Origin of the sequence: Nocardioides albus (assembly GCF_014648255.1) — a bacterium.
In the GTDB taxonomy this organism is placed as follows: domain Bacteria; phylum Actinomycetota; class Actinomycetes; order Propionibacteriales; family Nocardioidaceae; genus Nocardioides; species Nocardioides albus.
The window spans coordinates 170,706-188,792 of the sequence record NZ_BMQT01000005.1 but is presented as its reverse complement, the minus strand read 5'-3'; the positions used below and the strand labels follow the sequence as shown (position 1 = coordinate 188,792).

Annotated in this window: 16 protein-coding genes; 7 read left to right on the top strand and 9 right to left on the bottom strand. The window is 69.1% G+C overall.

From position 1 onward, the window contains the following. Positions 1-132: 132 nt before the first annotated feature. Positions 133-1,260: an LLM class flavin-dependent oxidoreductase gene (locus tag IEY84_RS12230; protein WP_183547612.1), complete on the bottom strand. Its 1,128-nt coding sequence runs from the start codon at positions 1,258-1,260 to the stop codon at positions 133-135. A 106-nt stretch (positions 1,261-1,366) separates the two neighbouring features. Between IEY84_RS12230 and IEY84_RS12225 the strand changes: the two genes are divergently transcribed. From IEY84_RS12225 to IEY84_RS12205, 5 genes are all read left to right on the top strand, one after another. After that, on the top strand, positions 1,367-2,923 hold the full coding sequence (locus IEY84_RS12225) for a carboxyl transferase domain-containing protein (protein ID WP_183547608.1): 1,557 nt from the start codon (positions 1,367-1,369) through the stop codon (positions 2,921-2,923). A 101-nt stretch (positions 2,924-3,024) separates the two neighbouring features. Further along, the gene (locus IEY84_RS12220; RefSeq protein WP_183547605.1) at positions 3,025-3,927 is read left to right on the top strand and encodes an exonuclease/endonuclease/phosphatase family protein; all 903 of its coding nucleotides are present in this window, start codon (positions 3,025-3,027) and stop codon (positions 3,925-3,927) included. A gap of 47 nt (positions 3,928-3,974) precedes the next feature. Continuing rightward, positions 3,975-4,646 carry a TetR/AcrR family transcriptional regulator gene (locus IEY84_RS12215; protein ID WP_183547602.1) on the top strand — a complete coding sequence of 224 codons (672 nt, stop codon included), beginning with the start codon at positions 3,975-3,977 and terminating at the stop codon, positions 4,644-4,646. Between the two features lie 55 nt (positions 4,647-4,701). Further along, complete coding sequence (locus IEY84_RS12210) at positions 4,702-5,640, top strand: ABC transporter ATP-binding protein (protein ID WP_183547599.1); 939 nt, start codon at positions 4,702-4,704, stop codon at positions 5,638-5,640. Then, entirely contained in the window at positions 5,637-7,286 is a 1,650-nt protein-coding gene (locus IEY84_RS12205) for an ABC transporter permease (protein ID WP_183547596.1), read from the top strand. The genes IEY84_RS12210 and IEY84_RS12205 overlap by 4 nt, the downstream gene beginning before the upstream one ends. A gap of 81 nt (positions 7,287-7,367) precedes the next feature. Here the strand turns inward: IEY84_RS12205 and IEY84_RS12200 are convergent, their stop codons facing one another. From IEY84_RS12200 to pdhA, 4 genes are all read right to left on the bottom strand, one after another. Further along, on the bottom strand, positions 7,368-8,954 hold the full coding sequence (locus IEY84_RS12200) for a calcium-binding protein (protein ID WP_183547593.1): 1,587 nt from the start codon (positions 8,952-8,954) through the stop codon (positions 7,368-7,370). A 126-nt stretch (positions 8,955-9,080) separates the two neighbouring features. Further along, entirely contained in the window at positions 9,081-10,406 is a 1,326-nt protein-coding gene (locus IEY84_RS12195) for a dihydrolipoamide acetyltransferase family protein (RefSeq protein WP_183547590.1), read from the bottom strand. Beyond that, complete coding sequence (locus IEY84_RS12190) at positions 10,400-11,374, bottom strand: alpha-ketoacid dehydrogenase subunit beta (RefSeq protein ID WP_183547587.1); 975 nt, start codon at positions 11,372-11,374, stop codon at positions 10,400-10,402. Before IEY84_RS12190 ends, IEY84_RS12195 begins: the two co-directional genes overlap by 7 nt. Further along, entirely contained in the window at positions 11,371-12,501 is a 1,131-nt protein-coding gene (gene pdhA, locus IEY84_RS12185) for a pyruvate dehydrogenase (acetyl-transferring) E1 component subunit alpha (protein WP_221209007.1), read from the bottom strand. The genes IEY84_RS12190 and pdhA overlap by 4 nt, the downstream gene beginning before the upstream one ends. Positions 12,502-12,707: 206 nt before the next feature. On the opposite strand from pdhA, the gene IEY84_RS12180 reads away from it, so the two are divergent. Continuing rightward, positions 12,708-13,802 (top strand): DUF2855 family protein, encoded by a 1,095-nt coding sequence (locus IEY84_RS12180; protein WP_183547581.1) that lies wholly within the window; start codon positions 12,708-12,710, stop codon positions 13,800-13,802. A gap of 50 nt (positions 13,803-13,852) precedes the next feature. Here IEY84_RS12180 and IEY84_RS12175 read toward each other — a convergent pair whose 3' ends face one another. Both IEY84_RS12175 and IEY84_RS12170 read right to left on the bottom strand, forming a co-directional pair. Further along, positions 13,853-14,440 (bottom strand): DUF3237 domain-containing protein, encoded by a 588-nt coding sequence (locus IEY84_RS12175; RefSeq protein ID WP_183547578.1) that lies wholly within the window; start codon positions 14,438-14,440, stop codon positions 13,853-13,855. Next, positions 14,440-15,792 carry an alpha/beta hydrolase family protein gene (locus IEY84_RS12170; protein WP_183547575.1) on the bottom strand — a complete coding sequence of 451 codons (1,353 nt, stop codon included), beginning with the start codon at positions 15,790-15,792 and terminating at the stop codon, positions 14,440-14,442. The genes IEY84_RS12175 and IEY84_RS12170 overlap by 1 nt, the downstream gene beginning before the upstream one ends. Positions 15,793-15,943: 151 nt before the next feature. Between IEY84_RS12170 and IEY84_RS12165 the strand changes: the two genes are divergently transcribed. Beyond that, positions 15,944-16,546, top strand: a complete 603-nt coding sequence (locus IEY84_RS12165) for a hypothetical protein (protein WP_183547572.1) — start codon at positions 15,944-15,946, stop codon at positions 16,544-16,546. Between the two features lie 14 nt (positions 16,547-16,560). On the opposite strand, the gene IEY84_RS12160 is transcribed toward IEY84_RS12165, so the two are convergent. Both IEY84_RS12160 and IEY84_RS12155 read right to left on the bottom strand, forming a co-directional pair. Continuing rightward, the gene (locus tag IEY84_RS12160) at positions 16,561-17,526 is read right to left on the bottom strand and encodes a glutathione S-transferase family protein (RefSeq protein ID WP_183547568.1); all 966 of its coding nucleotides are present in this window, start codon (positions 17,524-17,526) and stop codon (positions 16,561-16,563) included. A 45-nt stretch (positions 17,527-17,571) separates the two neighbouring features. After that, positions 17,572-18,057 carry a nuclear transport factor 2 family protein gene (locus IEY84_RS12155; RefSeq protein WP_183547565.1) on the bottom strand — a complete coding sequence of 162 codons (486 nt, stop codon included), beginning with the start codon at positions 18,055-18,057 and terminating at the stop codon, positions 17,572-17,574. Positions 18,058-18,087 lie beyond the last annotated feature (30 nt).

Here is an 18,087-nt window from a genome sequence, read left to right as displayed (position 1 = left end):
CGTGCTCATGGTGGGTCCTTCAAAAGGTCAAGTGGTCGCACCCGGCTGCGAAACCGGGTGCTACCAGAATAGAGCGAACACCCTCCACCTACCAACGGTTTTCCCAGGTCAGCACCGCGTCTTTCCGGTTGACTACGCCCGACGTACGCCGTTTGGGCCCGTTAACGCGACCTGGCTCGACTCACGGAGCCTCGGGATCAGCGCCTCGCCGACGCGAGCGACCTCGGTCCGGTAGGGCGTGTCCGAGAGCACGAAGTGGGTCACGCCGAGCTCCTGGTAGCGGCTCAGCGCGGCGGCGACGTCGTCCGCGGAGCCGACCAGCCAGGTGGTTCCGGCGCCGCCACCGCCGTACTTCCCGGGAGCGGTGTAGAGGCACTCGTCGAGCACGTCGCCACGGTCGGCGAGGTCGAGGAGGCGGCCCTGTCCGACCGCCGCCCGCCCTGCACGCCGGAACTCGCGGTCCCCGACCGAGTCCGCCATCCGGCGAACCTTCTCCTCGGCGTCGCGCCAGGCATCCTCGCGGGTGTCGCGGATCAGCGTGGTGATCCTCAGCCCGAACTCGAGCGGCGCCAGGTCGCGGCCCAGCGACTGCTCGAGGCCTTGCAGGCGCTCGACCCGCTCCGCGATGCCGTCCAGCGGCTCGCCCCAGAAGAGCTGGACGTCGGCCTCGGTCGCGGCCACCGCCTCCGCATCCGGAGACGCGCCGCCGAAGTAGAGCCTGGGGTGGGGACGGCCGTCGGCGGCGTACGGGTGCGGGGTGATCGTGGAGCCGGTGACCTGGAAGTGGTCGCCGTCGAACGTGACGTCCTCCTCGGTCCACAGTCGCCGCACCAGCCGCATGAATTCCTTGGTCCGCGCATAGCGGGCCGCACGCGAGTCCTCGCGGTCGCCGTAGGCAGCCAGGTTGTCCTGGCCGGAGACGATGTTGACCCGCACCCGGCCGCGGCTGAGCTGGTCGAGGGTGGCGGCGGAGGTGGCGAAGTTTGCCGGGCGCCAGTAGCCCGGGCGGATCGCGATGAGCGGTTCGAAGGTCGTGGTGCGCGCGGCCAGGGCCGTCGCGACGGTGAAGGTGTCGGGCCTCCCCCAACTGGTGCCGAGCAGCGCACCGGTCCACCCGGCGTCCTCGACGGCCTCGGCGAGGCCGACCTGGTAGTCGAGGGTGCCGTAGCCGTCCTCCGGCGACGCGGTATCGCCGCGATGGCCGGTCTCGACGAAGTTGGGCAGGTACCAGAGGAGCTCGGGGCTCGTGGGGGCGCTCATTCCAGCCTCCTTGCGTTTGTGTACTTACTTAATAGACTAACGCATTTGGTGTTGCTCCCTGAGACTGGCTCAGCCACTGAGCCAATTCTTGAGTATCGTCCGATCCATGGGCCTGACCTCCGCTGAGCTGATCGACCTCGTCCTCGACCCGGACACCTGGACGTCCTGGGACACGCCGCCCGTCCACGGCGAGCTCCCCGAGGCGTACGCCGCCGACCTGGCTCGCGCTCGCGAGCGGGCCGGAACCGATGAGTCGGTGGTCACCGGAGAGGCCCGGATCGCCGGCCGGCGGGTGGCGGTGGTGCTCTCGGAGTTCCGGTTCCTCGCCGGTTCGATCGGACGCGCGTCGGCCGATCGGCTGATCGCTGCCGTGGAACGGGCGACCCAGGAAGGGCTGCCGCTGCTGGCCGGGCCGGCGTCGGGCGGGACCCGGATGCAGGAAGGCACGCCGGCATTCGTACAGATGGTGCGCATCGCCGAGGCGGTCACCCGGCACAAGGCGGCCGGCCTCCCCTACCTCGTCTACCTGCGCCATCCCACCACCGGCGGCGTGATGGCCTCCTGGGGATCCCTGGGCCACGTCACCGTCGCCGAGCCCGAGGCACTCCTGGGCTTCCTGGGACCGAAGGTCTACGAAGTGCTCAACGGACGACCCTTCCCCTCGGGGGTCCAGGTCGCCGAGAACCTGTTCGCGCACGGCCTCGTCGACGGCGTCGTACCTCCCGGCGAGCTCGCCGGGCTCGTCGACCGCGTCCTGGGGATCCTGTCACTTCGCCCAGCCGAGGCGTCAGGTACGTCGGCCGAGGCGTCACGTACGTCGGCCGAGGCGTCAGCAAGTGACGCTTCGGCCGACGGGAGTGACGCTTCGGCCGGCGCCGGTGACGCTTCGGCCGGCGCCGGTGACTTCTCGGCGATCGACACCTGGAACGCGATCACGCGGTCCCGACGGACCGACCGGCCAGGGGCGCGAGCACTGCTCCGGATCGCCGCCTCGGACGTCGTACCTCTCAACGGCACCGGGCAGGGCGAGCGCGATCCGGGCCTGATCATCGCGCTGGCCCGGTTCGGGACGGCGCCGTGCCTGGTGCTGGCCCAGGACCGCCGCGAGCAGGCACATCAGCCGCTCGGCCCGGAGGGACTGCGCGAGGCACAGCGTGGGATGAAGCTCGCCACCGGACTCGGACTCCCCGTCGTCACCGTCATCGACACCCCCGGCGCCGCCCTGTCCCCGGAGGCGGAGAACGGCGGCATCGCCGGCGAGATCGCACGTACGCTGGGAGCGCTCGTCAACGTCGAGGCCCCGACGCTCAGCCTGATGCTCGGCGAGGGCAACGGCGGTGGCGCGCTCGCCTTCCTCCCCGCCGACCGGGTGGTCGCCGCCCAGCACGCCTGGCTCTCGCCGCTCCCGCCCGAGGGCGCGAGCGCGATCGTGTACGGCGACTCTGACCATGCTGCCGAGATGGCCGAGGCGCAGCGAGTCCTGGCGGTCGACCTCCAGCAGATCGGCGTGGTCGACCGGATCGTCGCAGAGACGCCTGACGCCGCCGACGAACCGGAGACGTTCTGCCGCCGGGTCGGCACGGTCCTGGAAGACGAGCTGTTGGCGCTCCTCGCCGCCGGCCCGGGCGCCCCGGCGGCACGGGCTGCTCGTTACGCAGGCTGACTCGCGCCGATCCGAGGACACCTGCGGCGACGTCCGCCACGATGGGGTGGCTCGGCGCTGCCGGCTCCGGCAGCACCCCACACTGTCGATCGGAGTTTCTCGTGCCTCAGATCAACCGCCTCCTCGCCGTCGCGACCATGTCGCTCGCCACCGCCCTACCCGTTCTCGGCGCCGCCCCGGCGCAGGCCCAGGACGGGAGCTTCAGCGCACTGACGTACAACATCGCCGGTCTCCCCGAAGCCATCTCCAGCGCCCCGACGCCCCGCAAGAGCGCGACCAACGAGATCGGCCGGCGGATCGCCGGGTTCGACATCGTCAACGTCCAGGAGGACTTCAACTACCACGCCTATCTCTACGAGACCGACGTGCACGCCCATCGCACGCCGACCTCAGGTGGCGTGCCGTTCGGGAGCGGGCTGAACAGCCTGCACCACCAGCCGTACGACGCGCTCGACCGTGTCACGTGGAAACACTGCTGGATCGGCTCGGCCGACTGCCTGACACCCAAGGGGTTCACCTTCCACCGTGCCCAGATCGCCCCGGACGCCTGGGTCGAGGTCTACAACCTGCACGCCGACGCGGGCGACGGCCGCTTGGACGAGGCCGCTCGCCGGGGCAACCTCGAGCAGCTCACGGCGTACCTCTCCGAGCACTCCGCCGGCAGCGCCGTCCTGGTCATGGGCGACACCAACACGCGCTACACCCGCGAGGGCGACCGGATCTCCGACTTCGCCGCGGCGAACGGTCTCACCGATGCCTGGGTGGAGCTCGTACGCAACGGGGATGAGCCCGACCGCGGCAGCCCGGCCCTGGGGTGCCCAGAGGTGAACCCCGGCGTGGCGTGCGAGGTCGTCGACAAGGTGCTCTACCGCGACGGGGGCGGCGTCGATCTGAGCGCGATCTCCTACCGCAACCTGGACGCTGACTTCCGCGAGGACGGCAGCGGCCTGATGCTCTCCGACCACTTCCCCATCGCTGTCGACTTCCGCTGGACCATCAATTGATCGGGTAACCCCTTGCGTCGGGGCTGAACACGTGTTTAGCATTGAACATGCGTTCAGCCCCGGCCGACCAGAGCACCCGCGAGCGAATCCGCGACGCGGCGGTGCTGCGGTTCGCGCGTGACGGGTTCGGCGCCTCGATCCGCTCCATCGCCACCGATGCCGGGGTGAGCGCTGCCCTGGTGATCCACCACTTCGGCTCCAAGGACGAGCTCCACGCCGAGTGCGACGAGCGGGTCCTCGCCGAGATCCGGGGAGCGAAGAACGAGACGATCGACGAGCTGGCCTCGGGCCAGGGCATCCTGCACAGGTTCGCCGCCGCAGACGAGTACGCACCGATGCTCGGCTACGTCCTCCGCTCCCTGCAGGACGGCGGCCCCGTCGGCCGCACCTTCATCGAGCAGATGATCGAGGATGCGGTCGGCTACACCAAGCACGGCATCGAAGCCGGGCTGATCAAACCCAGCCTCGACGAGACGGCCAGGGCCCGCTATCTGGTCCTCTCGGCCCTCGGCTCGCTCATGCTCGAGATGACGCTCAACCCGTCAGAGGATCCCAGCGACATCAGCGGCATCGTGCGCGGCTTCCTGGCAACGAGCTATCTCCCGATGATCGAGCTCTACACCCAGGGCGTCTTCACCACCCGCCGGATGCTCGACGAATACCTGCTCTACGTCCCGGACCCGCCGCAGGACGCCGCCGCGGAGCCCCCGTCCGAGTGACGCCAGGCCCGTCGGCACACGTCCTCCAATCCTCCCAACGCGGAAGCGAGTTCCCATGTCCGACAACACCCCCGCGGTCGAGATCGCGGGCCTGCACAAGTCCTACGGTTCCTTCAAGGCCCTCGACGGCCTCGACCTGACCGTCGAGCCCGGCCAGGTGGCCGGGTTCCTCGGCCCCAACGGCGCCGGCAAGTCCACTACCATCAAGGTCCTGCTCGGCCTGCTGCGCGCCGACGCCGGCACCGCCCGCCTCTTCGGCGGTGACGTCTGGAGCGACGCCGTCGAGCTGCACAAGCGGATCTCGTACGTCCCCGGCGACGTCTCGCTGTGGCCCAACCTCACCGGCGGCGAGTGCATCGACTACCTCACCCGTCTCAAGCCGGGCGGCGACAAGGCCAAGCGCAAGGCACGCCGGGCCGAGCTGCTCGAGCGGTTCCAGCTCGACCCGACCAAGAAGGCGCGCACCTACTCCAAGGGCAACCGGCAGAAGGTCGCTCTCGTCGCGGCGTTCCTCGACGAGTCCGAGCTCTACATCTTCGACGAGCCGACCTCCGGCCTCGACCCGCTGATGGAGGCCGTCTTCACGGAGTACGCCCGGGAGGCCAAGGCCGCGGGCTCATCGGTGCTGCTCTCCAGCCACATCCTCAGCGAGGTCGAGAAGGTCTGCGACACCGTCACGATCATCCGTGCCGGGGTCGCGGTCGAGTCCGGCACGCTCGACGAGCTGCGCCACCTGACCCGCTCCTCCGTGGTCGCCACCGTCGGCGGCGACCCGTCCCCGCTGGGCAGCCTCGAGGCCGTCAACGACCTGGTGACCAGCCAGAACGGTGCCGGCACCCGGGTCGCCTTCGACGTGGACAACCACGCCGTCGGTGACGTGCTCAAGACCCTGACCGACCTCGACGTACGCGGCCTGACCATCACGCCGCCGTCGCTCGAGGAGCTCTTCATGCGGCACTACGGCGACGTCATCGAGACGGAGGACGCACGATGAGCACCCTCGCTCCGGCCCTCTCCCGGCGTACTCCTCTGACCTCCTTCGCCGGCACCTGGCACCTGACCCGGTTCATGCTGCGGCGCGACCGGGTGCGGCTGACCGTCTGGACCGTCTCGCTGCTCGCGCTGTACGCCTACTTCGTCACCGCGCTCAGCACGGTCTACCCCACGGCCGAGGACCGCGAGGGGCGCGCTGCACTGATGGAGCAGCCGGCCTCGATCTTCCTCGGCGGGCCGAACTACGGGCTGGACGACTACACGATCGGCGCCATGTTCGCCAACGAGATGACCCTGTGGATGATCGGTCTGCTCGGGGTCATGAACATGTTCGAGGTCGTCCGCAACACCCGCGCCGAGGAGGAGAGCGGGCGGGCCGAGCTGGTCCGTTCCGGCGCCGTCGGCCGGCACGCGGCGGTCGCCGCCTCGCTGCTCACGGTGGTCATCGCCAACGTCGTCTTCGCGGTGCTCGGAAGCGCGCTGCTGATCTCCGCGGGCGACCTCGCGGTCGTCGACACCTTCGCCCTGTCCACGTCGATCGCGGTCAGCGGCCTGGTCTTCGCTGCCGTCGCGCTGGTCACCTCGCAGCTGACCACCCACGGGCGCGGCGCCACCGGCCTCGCTCTCGCGGTGCTTGGCGTCTCCGTCCTGGTGCGTGGCATCGGCGACCTGCGGGCCGAGCCCGGCGAGCACGGCACCTGGCTCTCCTGGCTCTCGCCGATCGCGTGGACGCAGCAGATGAGGGCGTACGTCGACCTGCGCTGGTGGCCGCTCGCGCTGAGCGTCGTCGCGGTGCTGGTGCTGCTCGCGGTCGGGGCCTTCCTGGCCTCAAAGCGCGACTTCGACGGTGCCCTGCTCGCCGGCCGCTCCGGGCGGGCCGAGGCGACCGGGATGCTCTCGTCCCCGATCGCGATGGCGTGGCGCCAGCAGCGTACGGCCCTGTTCTGGTGGTTCCTCGGCACCTTCGTGATGTTCGGGGCGACCGGCACCTACCTCGGCGAGGGCGTCGAGGACATGGTCAGCGACATGGCCGCGGCGAACCCCGAGGCGGCCAAGATGTTCGGTGACGACCCGCTCACCGGGTTCCTGGCGATCATGATCCTGTACGCCGCGCTCGCCGCCGCCGGGTATGCGATCGCCACCACCCTGCGGGCCAAGACGGAGGAGACCGAGGGTCGACTCGAGATCACACTGGCCAAGCCGGTCTCGCGCGGTCGCTGGTTCACCTCGCACCTCGTGGTCGTGGCGGTCGGCGCCTTCGTACTGACCATGGTCTCCGGTGCGCTCGCGCTGTGGGCCGGGGCGCTGGTCAACGGTGAGGTCGAGCTCGGGACGTTCCTGAAGGGCGGCGCGGCGTTCCTGCCTGCAGTGGCCGTCTTCATGGCGCTGACCGCGGCCCTGTACGCCTGGGTCCCGAAGATCACCCCGGTCGTCTGGGCGCTCTTCGCCTTCACCTGCATCACCGGGATGTTCGGGCCCCTGTTCGACCTCCCGGACGCCGTCGCCGGCATCTCTCCGGTCTGGTGGGTCGGCCGCTACCCGCAGGAGCCCATCGAGGCATCACACATGATCGGCCTCAGCGCCGTCGCAGCCGTTCTGCTGCTGGCTGCGTTCGTCGGCTTCCGCCGCCGCGACATCACGAGCTGACCCACTGCCGAGAAGTCACGTACGCCGGTCGAGTGGGCACCTCAGTGCCCACTCGACCGGCGTTGCTGACGTCTCGGCGGGTCAGGAACCGGTGACCTTGAAGGTCGCGTTCGACAGCTCCTGCGCCGGCTGAACCGAGCTCGGATAGGTGTCGACCCACTCTTGGTACAGGTGCGGGCCGTAGTAGTCCTCAGAGACCAAGATTCGGTCGTCTGCAGTGATCTGGAGGTCATAGACGCCGGTCGGGGTTCCCTTCGGGACCGTCAGACTCACCGTCCACTCACCGGAGTAGATGGTGCCGGCCGTACGCACCGGTTCGGCTCCACAGATGAAGTCGCCGTCCATCGTGCGGCCGAAGCACACGGTCAGCGATCTCAACCCGTTCATCTTCGTCACACCGATACGATCCGTCACGGACAGCACCGCCTTGATGGTCTTCGCACCGGTACGTACGTCGACAGACGTCGCGCTCAGACTCTTGAGCTTCACCACCGGCGGCGCCGTGTCCGGGTTGGTGCTGGTCACCTGAATCGATGCGACGTCGAACTTGTCAGTCGTACGCCCAGAGGTGTCGGTCGCGATCGCCTCGAGCGAGAGCTTGCCCCCTGGAGTCCACCTGGGCACAGTGACGTATCCCTGCCACCAGCCGTCGCGCACGCCGCCAGAGACCATGGGCATGAAGTTGGTGTAGAGCTGCGCCGGGTTGTCGTCGGCGAGTCCGGAAACCCATCCCTGGACCTGGGAGACGCGAAGGTCGTCCTTCACGTGCACCCGCACCCGGACCTTCGTGTCACCGGAGTCCGAGTCGATCGCGGTCGGGGAGAGAGACGCCCCCACGACAACCGGCGCGCTCCTATCGCGGAAGCATCCGTAGAGGTAGTCGTAGATGTCGTAGTAGCAGGTGTTGGTGCCGGCGTTGCCGTGCACCTCGTCCACCCCGCTCCCACCGGAGAGCTTGTCGTTGCCGTCGCCACCGTTGAGGGTGTCGACACCGCTCTCACCCCAGAGCCGGTCCTGACCAGGTCCGCCGCTGACGGTGTCCAGGTGGTTGTTCCCGTGGAGCTGGTCGTCACCGTAGTTCCCTGACAGGCGGTCGTTTCCGTCGCCGCCATACACGACGTCGTTGCCGTCCCCTCCGCTGATCGAATCAGATCCTGTCCCTCCGGAGATGGTGTCGCCGTTCGTCCCGCCGCTGATGTTGTCGCCGGCGGCCCCGCCGTAGATGCGGTCCGCCCCTGGTCCGCCGGAGATCACGTCGAAGTGGTCGCCGCCGGAGATGACGTCAGCGCCGTCCTCGCCCCAGATGTTGTCCTGACCGGTGCCTCCGTTGAGGCTGTCCGGCCCGCCACCACCGTGGACCCAGTCCTCGCCGGCCCCAGCGATCACCCGGTCGGCGCCGTAGCTGGCGTAGACGTGGTCGCCGCCGGACCCGGCATCGATGAGATCGTTTCCGCCCTTGCCGTAGATGATGTCGCTTCCTCCGCGACCGCAGATGACGTCGCGGCGCGACGTGCCCCGCAGGACATCGCCGCCGGGCGTACCGACGATCGTGCAACGTACGCCGGTGGATGTTGTCGCCGCGCTTGCGGGAGCCGCCACGAGCACGGTCGCCGAAGCGGCCATCGCGACGATCCCGGCAAGCAGCGTGCGCCCCGTCAGGAGCACCATTCCTGCCTCCAGAAGATCCTCAGGCCCGCGTCAGCGCGGGCCTGAGGATGGTTCCAGATCCGATACCCGTCTGGGTAGCGAATCGACGTTCTGTGGAGCGATTGTCGAACTGGCCAGAACAACAGGTCAGAACAGCAGGGCCGTGCTCGGGTCTCCGACGATCCTGGCCACGTCGGCGAGGAAGCGGGAGCCGGCTTCGCCGTCGATGTGGCGGTGGTCGAAGCTGAGGGCGAGGGTGCAGACGTCGCGGGGCTCGATGCGTTCGTCGTCCCCGGCGCCGACGATCCACGGCTGACGCTTGATCGCGCCGACGGAGAGGATCGCGGACTCGCCCGGGTTGATGATCGGGGCGCCGCCGTCGATGCCGAACGGGCCGATGTTGGTGATCGTGAACGTCCCGCCGGTCTGGTCGGCCGGCGGGGTCTTGCCGGTGCGCGCCGTAGCGGTGAGCTCGTTGATCGCGGTGCCCAGCTCGACCAGAGACATCCGGTCGGCGCCCTTCACGTTCGGCACCTGCAATCCTCTGGGGGTGGCTGCGGCGATGCCGAGGTTGACGTACTCCTTGAAGACGATCTCCTGGGCGGCCTCGTCCCACCAGGAGTTGATGATCGGGGTACGTCGCATCGCCAGCAGCGTCGCCTTGGCCACGACCAGCAGGGGGCTGACCCGGACCTCGGCGAAGTCGCGGTCGGTCTTGAGGGTGGCGACGAGCTCGGACGTACGGGTCACGTCGATCGTCGTCCAGATCGTGACGTGCGGCAGCGTGAACGCCGAGTCGACCATCGCCTGGCCCATCTGCTTGCGCAGACCCTTGATCGGCTCGCGCCGCTCGCGGTCCCCGCTGGTCGAGCCGGACGTCTGAGGTACGAAGGAGCCCGTGTCGGAACCAACAGAGTCGAGGTCCGTGGTCGTGATCACGCCGTCTGCCCGAGCGGGCGTGACGCTGGATAGATCTATCCCGCGATCCCGGGCCGCCTTCCGGGCGGTCGGCTTGGCGAGCACACCGGTGCCTGCGGCGGCGGCCGGTGCGGAGACGGTGCGGTTGCGGCGTACGACTGCATCTTCCTTGGAGCCGTAACCGACCAACGTCAGCGGCTTCTCATGCTCGTCCGGATCAGAAACCGACCTCTCGGCGTCAGAAACCGACCTCTCGGCGTCAGGAACTGACTCTTCGGCGGGGGGCTCGTCCGGCTCGGCCACCGGGGAGTCGGCGAGGGCGTCGCCGATGCGGATGATCGGGGTGCCCACCTGGACCTCGGCGCCCACCTCGACCAGGAGCTCCTGGACGACCCCGGCGTAGGGGCTCGGGAGCTCGACGACGGACTTGGCGGTCTCGATGTCGCAGACGGGATCGTTGACCTTGATGACATCGCCGACCGCGACGTGCCACTCGACGATCTCGGCCTCGGTGAGACCCTCCCCCACGTCGGGCAGCTTGAACTCGTTCACCATGCCAGGCTCCTGTCCACCGCGTCGAGGACTCTGTCGAGGTCAGGGAGGAAGTGCTCTTCCGCCCGGGCCGGCGGATAGGGGGTGTCGAACCCTCCCACCCGCAGCACCGGCGCCTCCAGGGAGTGGAAGCAGGTCTCGGTGATCCGGGCGGCGAGCTCGGCGCCGAGGCCGAGGTTGACGTGGGCCTCGTGGACGACCACGGCACGGCCCGTACGCCGCACCGACTCGAGCACCGGCGCCATGTCCAGCGGCGAGAGGGTGCGCAGGTCGATCACCTCGAGCGACTTGCCCTCTCCGGCGGCCGCCTCGGCGGCGGTCAGGGCCGTCTTCACGGTGGGCCCGTAGGCGAGCACCGTCACGTCGGAACCGGACCGTACGACCCGCGACTCGAACAGCTCCCCCGGCGTCGCGTCGACGTCGACGTCTGCCTTGGTCGAGTGGTAGAGCCGCTTCGGCTCCAGGAAGATGACCGGGTCAGGGTGGGCGATCGCCTGCTGGATCATCCAGTAGGCGTCGACCGGGTTCGAGCACGCCATCACCTTGAGCCCTGGCGTGTGCGCGAACTGCGCCTCCGGCGACTCGCTGTGGTGCTCGACGGCTCCGATGCCGCCGCCGAACGGGATTCGGATGACCATCGGCATCGCAACCCGCCCACCGCTCCGATAATGGAACTTGGCCACCTGCGAGACGATCTGGTCGTAGGCCGGGTAGACGAACCCGTCGAACTGGATCTCCACCACCGGCCGGTAGCCCCGCAGCGCGAGGCCTACCGCCGTGCCGACGATCCCCGACTCCGCCAACGGCGTGTCGATCACCCGCGCCTCGCCGAAGTCCTTCTGGAGCCCGTCGGTGATCCGGAAGACACCGCCGAGGCGACCGATGTCCTCGCCCATGAGGACGACCTTCGAGTCGTCCTCCATCGCCTGCCGCAACCCCGCGTTGAGTGCCTTCGCCAGCGTCATCTTCATCGCGAAGCCCCCTCGAAGGATGCCAGGTACGCCGCGTAGCCGTCGCGCTGCTCACGCAGCTCCTCGGGCAGCTCGGTGTAGACGTTGTCGAAGAGACGTACGGGATCGGGCTCGGGCAGGGAGTGGATCCCGGCGCGCAGCCGCTCGCCGAACTCCTCGGCCTCGGCCTCCACCTTGGTGAAGAAGGACGTCGAAGCACCGCCGCCACGGCGCAGGTAGGCCTCCACCCGGGCGATCGGGTCCTTGAGCTTCCAGGCCTGGACCTCGTCGGAGAGCCGATAACGGGTCGGGTCGTCGGTGGTCGTGTGGGCACCCATCCGATAGGTGTAGGCCTCGATCATCGTCGGCCCACCACCCTCGCGGGCCCGCTTGAGCGCCGACTTCATCACCTCGTACGTCGCCAACACGTCGTTGCCGTCCACCCGGATCCCGGGGAAGCCGAAGCCCTGGGCGCGCTTGTAGAGCGGCACCTTGACCATCTGCTCGACCGGCTCGGAGATGGCCCACTGGTTGTTCTGGCAGAAGAAGACGACCGGGGCGTTGTAGGAGGCGGCGAAGACCATCGCCTCGTTGACGTCACCCTGCGAGGAGGCGCCGTCACCGAAGTGGGCGACCACCGCCGTGTCACGCAGAGGGTCGCCGGTGCCGACGAGGCCGTCCATCTGCACGCCCATCGCATAGCCGGTCGCGTGCAGCGTCTGGGCGCCGATGACGATCGTGTAGAGCCCGAAGTTGTGCTCGGCGGGGTCCCAGCCACCCTGGTCGGTGCCCCGGAAGAGCCCGAGCAGCTGCATCGGATCGACCTCACGACACCAGGCCACGCCGTGCTCACGGTAGGTCGGGAAGACGAAGTCCTGGGGCGCCAGCGCACGGGCCGCGCCGATCTGCGCCGCCTCCTGGCCCAGCAGCTGAGCCCACAGGCCCAGCTCGCCGTGGCGCTGCAGCGCGGTGGCCTCGACGTCGAGGCGGCGGGTCAGCACCATGTCGCGGTAGAAGCCGCGTACGGCCTCGTCCTCAGGTCGGTCGGGTGAGAACTCGAAGTCCGGGTGCGAGACCCGTTCTCCCTCGGGGTTCAGCAGCTGCACCATGTCGGTGTGGCTGGGACTCGGATCCAGAAACTCAGTCATCACACTTCCTTCACACGGGGTGGGGTTGCCACCGCTGGCTGCGCCGATCACGGACTTGTGATCCGTGGCACACCGGCATAGCCACACGGTACTCGCCCAGGGGGAGGAACGGGCGCCGCAAGATCGACGCATTCGGTAGACAACTAAGCAAGCGCTTAGTACGTTCCTCGGGAACCGATCGCCGAGCCCCAGGAGATGAGGAACCGATGACTCGAAGTTTCCGAGTGGAGTCGCTCAAGAGCGACCTCGGAGTGGCCGAGCTGGTGGACATCCCGACACCGCAGCTCGACGAGGGCGAGGTGTTGGCCCGGATCGAACGCTTCGCGCTGACGACGAACAACATGACGTACGCGGTCTACGGCGACGCCCTGGGCTATTGGAACCTGTTCCCGGCCACCCGGCCCGGCTACGGCTGCATGCCGGCTTGGGGGTATGCGGAGATCGTCGAGTCGATGGCCCCCGGCGTCCCGGTCGGGACGCGGGTCTTCGGCTACTTCCCCATCGCGACCCACCTGACGATGCGACCCACGAAGGTCACCTCCCGCAGCTTCGTCGACGGGGCCGAGCACCGCACCGGGACGCCGGAGGTCTACAACCTCTACGAGCTCCAGCCGCAGGACGCCGATCCACGCCTGGACAGCCTCACCGCGATCTACCGCGCCCTGTTCATCACCTCCTACACCGCCGCGGACTACCTGCGGGACCGCGACTTCTTCGGTGCCGAGCAGTTCGTGATCTCGAGCGCCTCGAGCAAGACGGCGTACGGCGCCGCGTACTGCCTCGCCGACTCACCCGCACAGAGGATCGCGCTCACCTCCGCCCGCAACGTCGACTTCGTGAACCGCCTCGGCCACTATGACGCCGCCCATGAGTACGCCGATCTGACGGCCATCGATGCCACCAAGCGGACCGTCTACGTCGACCTGTCAGGCGACGGCGACCTGCGCCGCCGGGTCCACGAGCACTTCGGCGACCAGCTCGCGTTCGACTGCCTCGTCGGTTCGACCCAGGCCGACGGCTTCCCCGAGGAGGACAGCAGCCTCGTCGGGCCGGCCCCGGTGTTCTTCTTCGCCGCCCTCCAGCTCGACGCCTACAAGGCCGAGGGCCAGTCGCGTACGTTCATGCAGCGCTATCTGCGCGACGAGCGCGAGTTCCTCGAGCGCGTGGCAGCGTCGGACCAGCCCTCGATCACACTGCGCGAGCACGCCGGCCTCGACGATGCTCTCGGCGTCATCGCCGGCTTTCACGACGGATCGACGGATCCCGCCGTCGGCCACGTGTTCGTCCCAGACGCGGGCTGATCCCCCGGACAGCAGCAGCCGGGGGATCACCTCCGTGAACCGCGTGAGGCTCAGGTGAGCGCGAAGACCCGGATCAGCACCGCGTCACGCTGGGGCCTCAGCGAGCCCAGCGTGCCGACCAGCACCCTGCGATTGAGCCAGGCGTGGGGCCCGTCCGGGGCCGCGATCGTCAGCCAGGACCGGGCATAGCGCGGGGTCTCGGCGGCGTCGATGATCACGTTGTTGACCACAGCGAGAACGGCCCCGTCGTCCGTCTGCAGCTCGTAGCGTGCCTCGAGCTGCTTGACGCCGTCGCGTCGCATCACCTGACGGTCGGCGCCGCCGGGCAGGACGGTCCCCTGGATCCGGGGCCCGGCGAAGCGGCCGCCGGTGATCGGCACCATCCAGCGCTCACCCCACGGCCCCGTCCCGAGCACCATCGACGGCTCGATGTCAACGACGGACTCGTAGGCGAGCTCGAGGCCGATCTGGTCCATCGGCACCGAGCTGACCAACCGTTCGAACTCGGCCTCGGTGAGCGGCTTGCGACCACCCTTGACGGCACCCTCGGCAGCTGTCGCGGTCGAGGCGCCGGTGGCAACGATGCCGGCGGCGAGCCCGGCAGCACCGAGAACGGTGCGACGATCGATGCCGGCCATCACTTCTCAACTCCCCAGGTGCGGTCGTTGACGAACTCGGCCAGACGGAAGCGTACGTATCTGCCCTCGCCGTGCTCCTCGGCCGCGGCGTCGAGAGACTCCGCGGTCGCGGCGGTCCCCCAGCGGCCGGTGTCGAGCCGATGCTCGACGGCGTCGATGGCGGCGAGGTTCTCCGCGACCGTGAAGGCACAGTGGCCGACGGCGTCGACGTAGGCCTGACGCAGCAGCGGCGATCGGCCGGCCTGGCGGATGGTCTCGGCGTACTCCTCCTGGTACTCCACCGGCGCCAGCACGTCGACAAGCGTGTGGGTCGCGAGGAGCGGGACCTGCAGGTCACCGGTCGGCACGGAGGTCGCACTCATCCAGCTCAAGCCGTCCTCGTCGGGCTCGACGTCGGCCGTGCCGGTGAGCCGGCGGAGGTCGGCGTTCAGGTTCAGGCCGGCCCTGCGGTAGAGCGCTTGGACCTGGCCGTGCTGGGCGGACCGGCGCAGCAACTGTCCGTAGTCGACGCCCGCGGTCCAGCCGCTGTCGCCACCGGCTGCGTTGACGATGGCGCTGCGCCGCTGGATCACCTCGGGCAGCGTGGTCCGGACCAGCTCAGCCTGAGCCGCAGCCAGCTCGACAGGATCGCTCTGGTCGACGCCCGGGAGCTCGGTCGGGGTGTTCAGCAAGGCCGCAACGAGAGCCACACGAGCCCGTCCCTGGGGACTGCGAGCCGCCTCGTCGAGCGCCTTCGTGATCGTCTCCACGGTCGCCTGGGCCTCCTCGGGCGAGGTGAACCCGACGAGCGGGACGTCGGCATCCGGCGCGAGCAGCCGCACCGCGGCGTGGGCGGCGTCGAGCTGATAGTTGTTGAGGGCGACTCCCCCACCGACGAGGCCGCAGGTGCTGACCGCCGCGTCCACGCCGGCGTCGGGACGCTCCGCGATCAGGCTGGTCACCAGGCCACCCATGGACCGGCCCATCGCGATCACCCGGTCGGAGTCTCCGGCCTGCGCTTCGAATGCCTCCAGCGCGTCGATCTGGTCCTGGGCGGCAGTGCCGAGGGCCCAGCCAGTCGTGGCGTACGACGAGGCGACCACCGCGGTACCGCGGTCGACCAGGGCCTCGGCTGTCGGCGCGAAGCCGTTGTCCCAGGCGGGGTTGTCGGCGCCCATCCGGAATCCGTGGGCGAACAGAACGGTCGTCCCGTCCCAGTCCTCGGGCACCTCGGCCTGCCAGGTCGTGCCGTTGGGCAGCGACCCAGTGAGCGTGGTGGGCGCGGGCGCGGCAGCGGCAACAGGGCCGAGCGGTGAGGCGACCACGCCGGCGCATACAGCGGCGGCGAGGGTCATCGAACGAGTGAGGCGCACGAGACATCTCCTTTGACAGAATCCCTGATTGACAGGATTCCTGTTGATCTTGGCCCTGGTCCGCCACGCTGTCAAGGGTTCAGACATTTCGGTGGTCGGGCCTCCAGAGCGCCGCTAGAGTTGCGGCCCCTCGACCCACCGGAGCCGCCCGATGTCCGACCCCTACGGCTACAGCCAGCCCTACCCCGTGCCCGCCGCTCCCCCGGCTGCTCCACTCGAGCGGCCGAAGAGCGTGACGTACGCCGTGGTCGGCATGTGGGTCGGAGGCCTGCTCTCTGTCGTCTCGTCCCTGTTCCTCTTCACCATGGACACCACCGAGCTGAAGACGCAGCTGGTGACGGAGATGGAGAAGCAGCCGACGTACGACCCGACGGTCCTTGACGCTCAGGAGATGGCGGACGTCTTCGTCCCGATCATGCAGGTCGGCGGCGCCGTCCTCGGGCTGATCGCCCTCGGGCTGTGGATCTGGATGGCGGTCACGAACGGGAAGGGCCGCAATTGGGCTCGCATCACCGCCACCGTCTTCGGTGGCCTCTCGTTGCTCGGCAGCCTGTCGACCGTCGCCAACCTCGCCGGCAGCGCCGCGCTCGGTGGCGCGGCGATGCCGATGTCGACCGCCAACATCGTGCTCGCCGTCGTGGACCCGCTGCTGGTGGTCGCCATCCTGGTGCTGCTGTGGTTGCCCTCGTCGTCGGCGTACTTCGGTGCAGTCGGCGCAGCGAGGCGGCAACAGCGCACCGGCTACGCCGGCTGAAGGAAACTCTTCTTTCAGCCGAGGGACTCGCGCCCGTGCGGCTCGTCCCAACCGGAGAGGTCCGGGCCGAGCGGGACGATCTGGGTGGGGTTCAGGTCGGTGTGGACGATGTAGTAGTGCTGCTTGATCTGCTCGAAGTCGAGGGTCTCGCCGATCCCCGGGGTCTGGTAGAGGTCGCGAGCGTAGGCCCACAGCGCCGGCAGCTCGACGAGCTTCTGCCGGTTGCACTTGAAGTGGCCGTGATAGACCGCGTCGAAACGGGCCAGTGTCGTGAACAACCGGATGTCGGACTCGGTGAGCTGATCACCGACCAGGTAGCGCTGCCGCGACAGCCGTTCCACGAGCCAGTCGAGAGCCGCGAAGAGCCGGTCGTACGCCTCGTCGTACGCCTCCTGGGAGCCGGCGAAGCCACACCGGTAGACCCCGTTGTTGACCTCGGTGAAGACCCTCTTGTTGACCTCGTCCATCTCATCACGGAGTGCGCGCGGCCACAGGTCGGGGGCATCGTCGGCGAAGAAGTCGGTCCACTCGTGGAAGAGGTCGTGGGTGATCCACGGGAAGTCGTTGGTGACGACCTTGCCAGAGACCTCCTCGACGATCGCCGGCACCGTGATGCCGCGCGGATAGTCGGGGTAGCGCTCGAGATAAGCCTGCTGCAGCCGCTCGATCCCGAGCACCGGGTCGACCCCGCCGGGGTCGAGGTCGAAGGTCCACGACCGGGCGTCGTGGGTCGGTCCAGCGAGACCGAGGGAGATGACGTCCTGGAGCCCGAGCAGGTTGCGTACGATGATCGCCCGGTTGGCCCACGGGCAGGCGGTGGCCGCGACCAACCGATAGCGGCCCGGCTCGACCGGCCACAACGGCACGTCGCCCGGCCCGAACTCCGGCTTCCGCGCGTCCCGGGTGATCCGGTCCGGGATGTAGTTCATGTCCCGGTCGAACTCGTTGCCGGGCTGGATGTAGGTCGCCTTCTCCCCCATGCGACTCACCTTAGGCGCTGAGGTCGCTCCTGATCATCCGCCGTCTCAGGCCGTGCCCCAGCTCCCGACGCGCCACTCCCCGTCCTCACGGACGAGGACGACGACCATCGACTCGTCTGGGACCGAACCGTCCTCGGCGGCGTACGAGACGGCGACCTCGACGCGGGCGGTCTCGCCTTCCACCTCGGGCTCGGCGAAGACCATGGTCCGGCTCACCGCGCGGGGGTTGGGGTCGGCGTAGGTCCGTTCGCCCTCGGCGGCGTCGATCATCGCGCGGGCGCCGCCGCCGTCGAGGAGCTCGTCACCCTCGGCGGAGGCGAGCTCGTAGAGGGTGGCGACAGAGGTCGTCTCCATGAACTCGCGGGCGACCTCCGCCGGTCCCGATCCGCGCGCCAACCACCAGAGCGAGAGCGCAGCAAGAGCCACGACCGCCACCAGCAGGCCACAGATGCGTACTCCGCGACGCCAGCGGCTGCCGCGGGTCACGATGCTCGTCCGCTGCGGGTGGCCCCCTGGATCAACTACCGGCACGAGCAACACCGTAACTTCACTCCTGCCGGT

Excerpts from the sequence above, each read along its gene's own strand:
- IEY84_RS12210 (WP_183547599.1), top strand. The coding sequence starts at position 4,702 with ATGTCCGACAACACCCCCGCGGTCGAGATCGCGGGCCTGCACAAGTCC.
- IEY84_RS12180 (WP_183547581.1), top strand. The coding sequence starts at position 12,708 with ATGACTCGAAGTTTCCGAGTGGAGTCGCTCAAGAGCGACCTCGGAGTG.
- IEY84_RS12190 (WP_183547587.1), bottom strand. The coding sequence starts at position 11,374 with ATGAAGATGACGCTGGCGAAGGCACTCAACGCGGGGTTGCGGCAGGCG.
- IEY84_RS12200 (WP_183547593.1), bottom strand. The coding sequence starts at position 8,954 with ATGGTGCTCCTGACGGGGCGCACGCTGCTTGCCGGGATCGTCGCGATG.
- IEY84_RS12215 (WP_183547602.1), top strand. The coding sequence starts at position 3,975 with ATGCGTTCAGCCCCGGCCGACCAGAGCACCCGCGAGCGAATCCGCGAC.
- IEY84_RS12175 (WP_183547578.1), bottom strand. The coding sequence starts at position 14,440 with ATGGCCGGCATCGATCGTCGCACCGTTCTCGGTGCTGCCGGGCTCGCC.
- IEY84_RS12205 (WP_183547596.1), top strand. The coding sequence starts at position 5,637 with ATGAGCACCCTCGCTCCGGCCCTCTCCCGGCGTACTCCTCTGACCTCC.
- IEY84_RS12195 (WP_183547590.1), bottom strand. The coding sequence starts at position 10,406 with ATGGTGAACGAGTTCAAGCTGCCCGACGTGGGGGAGGGTCTCACCGAG.
- pdhA (WP_221209007.1), bottom strand. The coding sequence starts at position 12,501 with ATGACTGAGTTTCTGGATCCGAGTCCCAGCCACACCGACATGGTGCAG.
- IEY84_RS12160 (WP_183547568.1), bottom strand. The coding sequence starts at position 17,526 with ATGGGGGAGAAGGCGACCTACATCCAGCCCGGCAACGAGTTCGACCGG.
- IEY84_RS12225 (WP_183547608.1), top strand. The coding sequence starts at position 1,367 with ATGGGCCTGACCTCCGCTGAGCTGATCGACCTCGTCCTCGACCCGGAC.
- IEY84_RS12230 (WP_183547612.1), bottom strand. The coding sequence starts at position 1,260 with ATGAGCGCCCCCACGAGCCCCGAGCTCCTCTGGTACCTGCCCAACTTC.
- IEY84_RS12165 (WP_183547572.1), top strand. The coding sequence starts at position 15,944 with ATGTCCGACCCCTACGGCTACAGCCAGCCCTACCCCGTGCCCGCCGCT.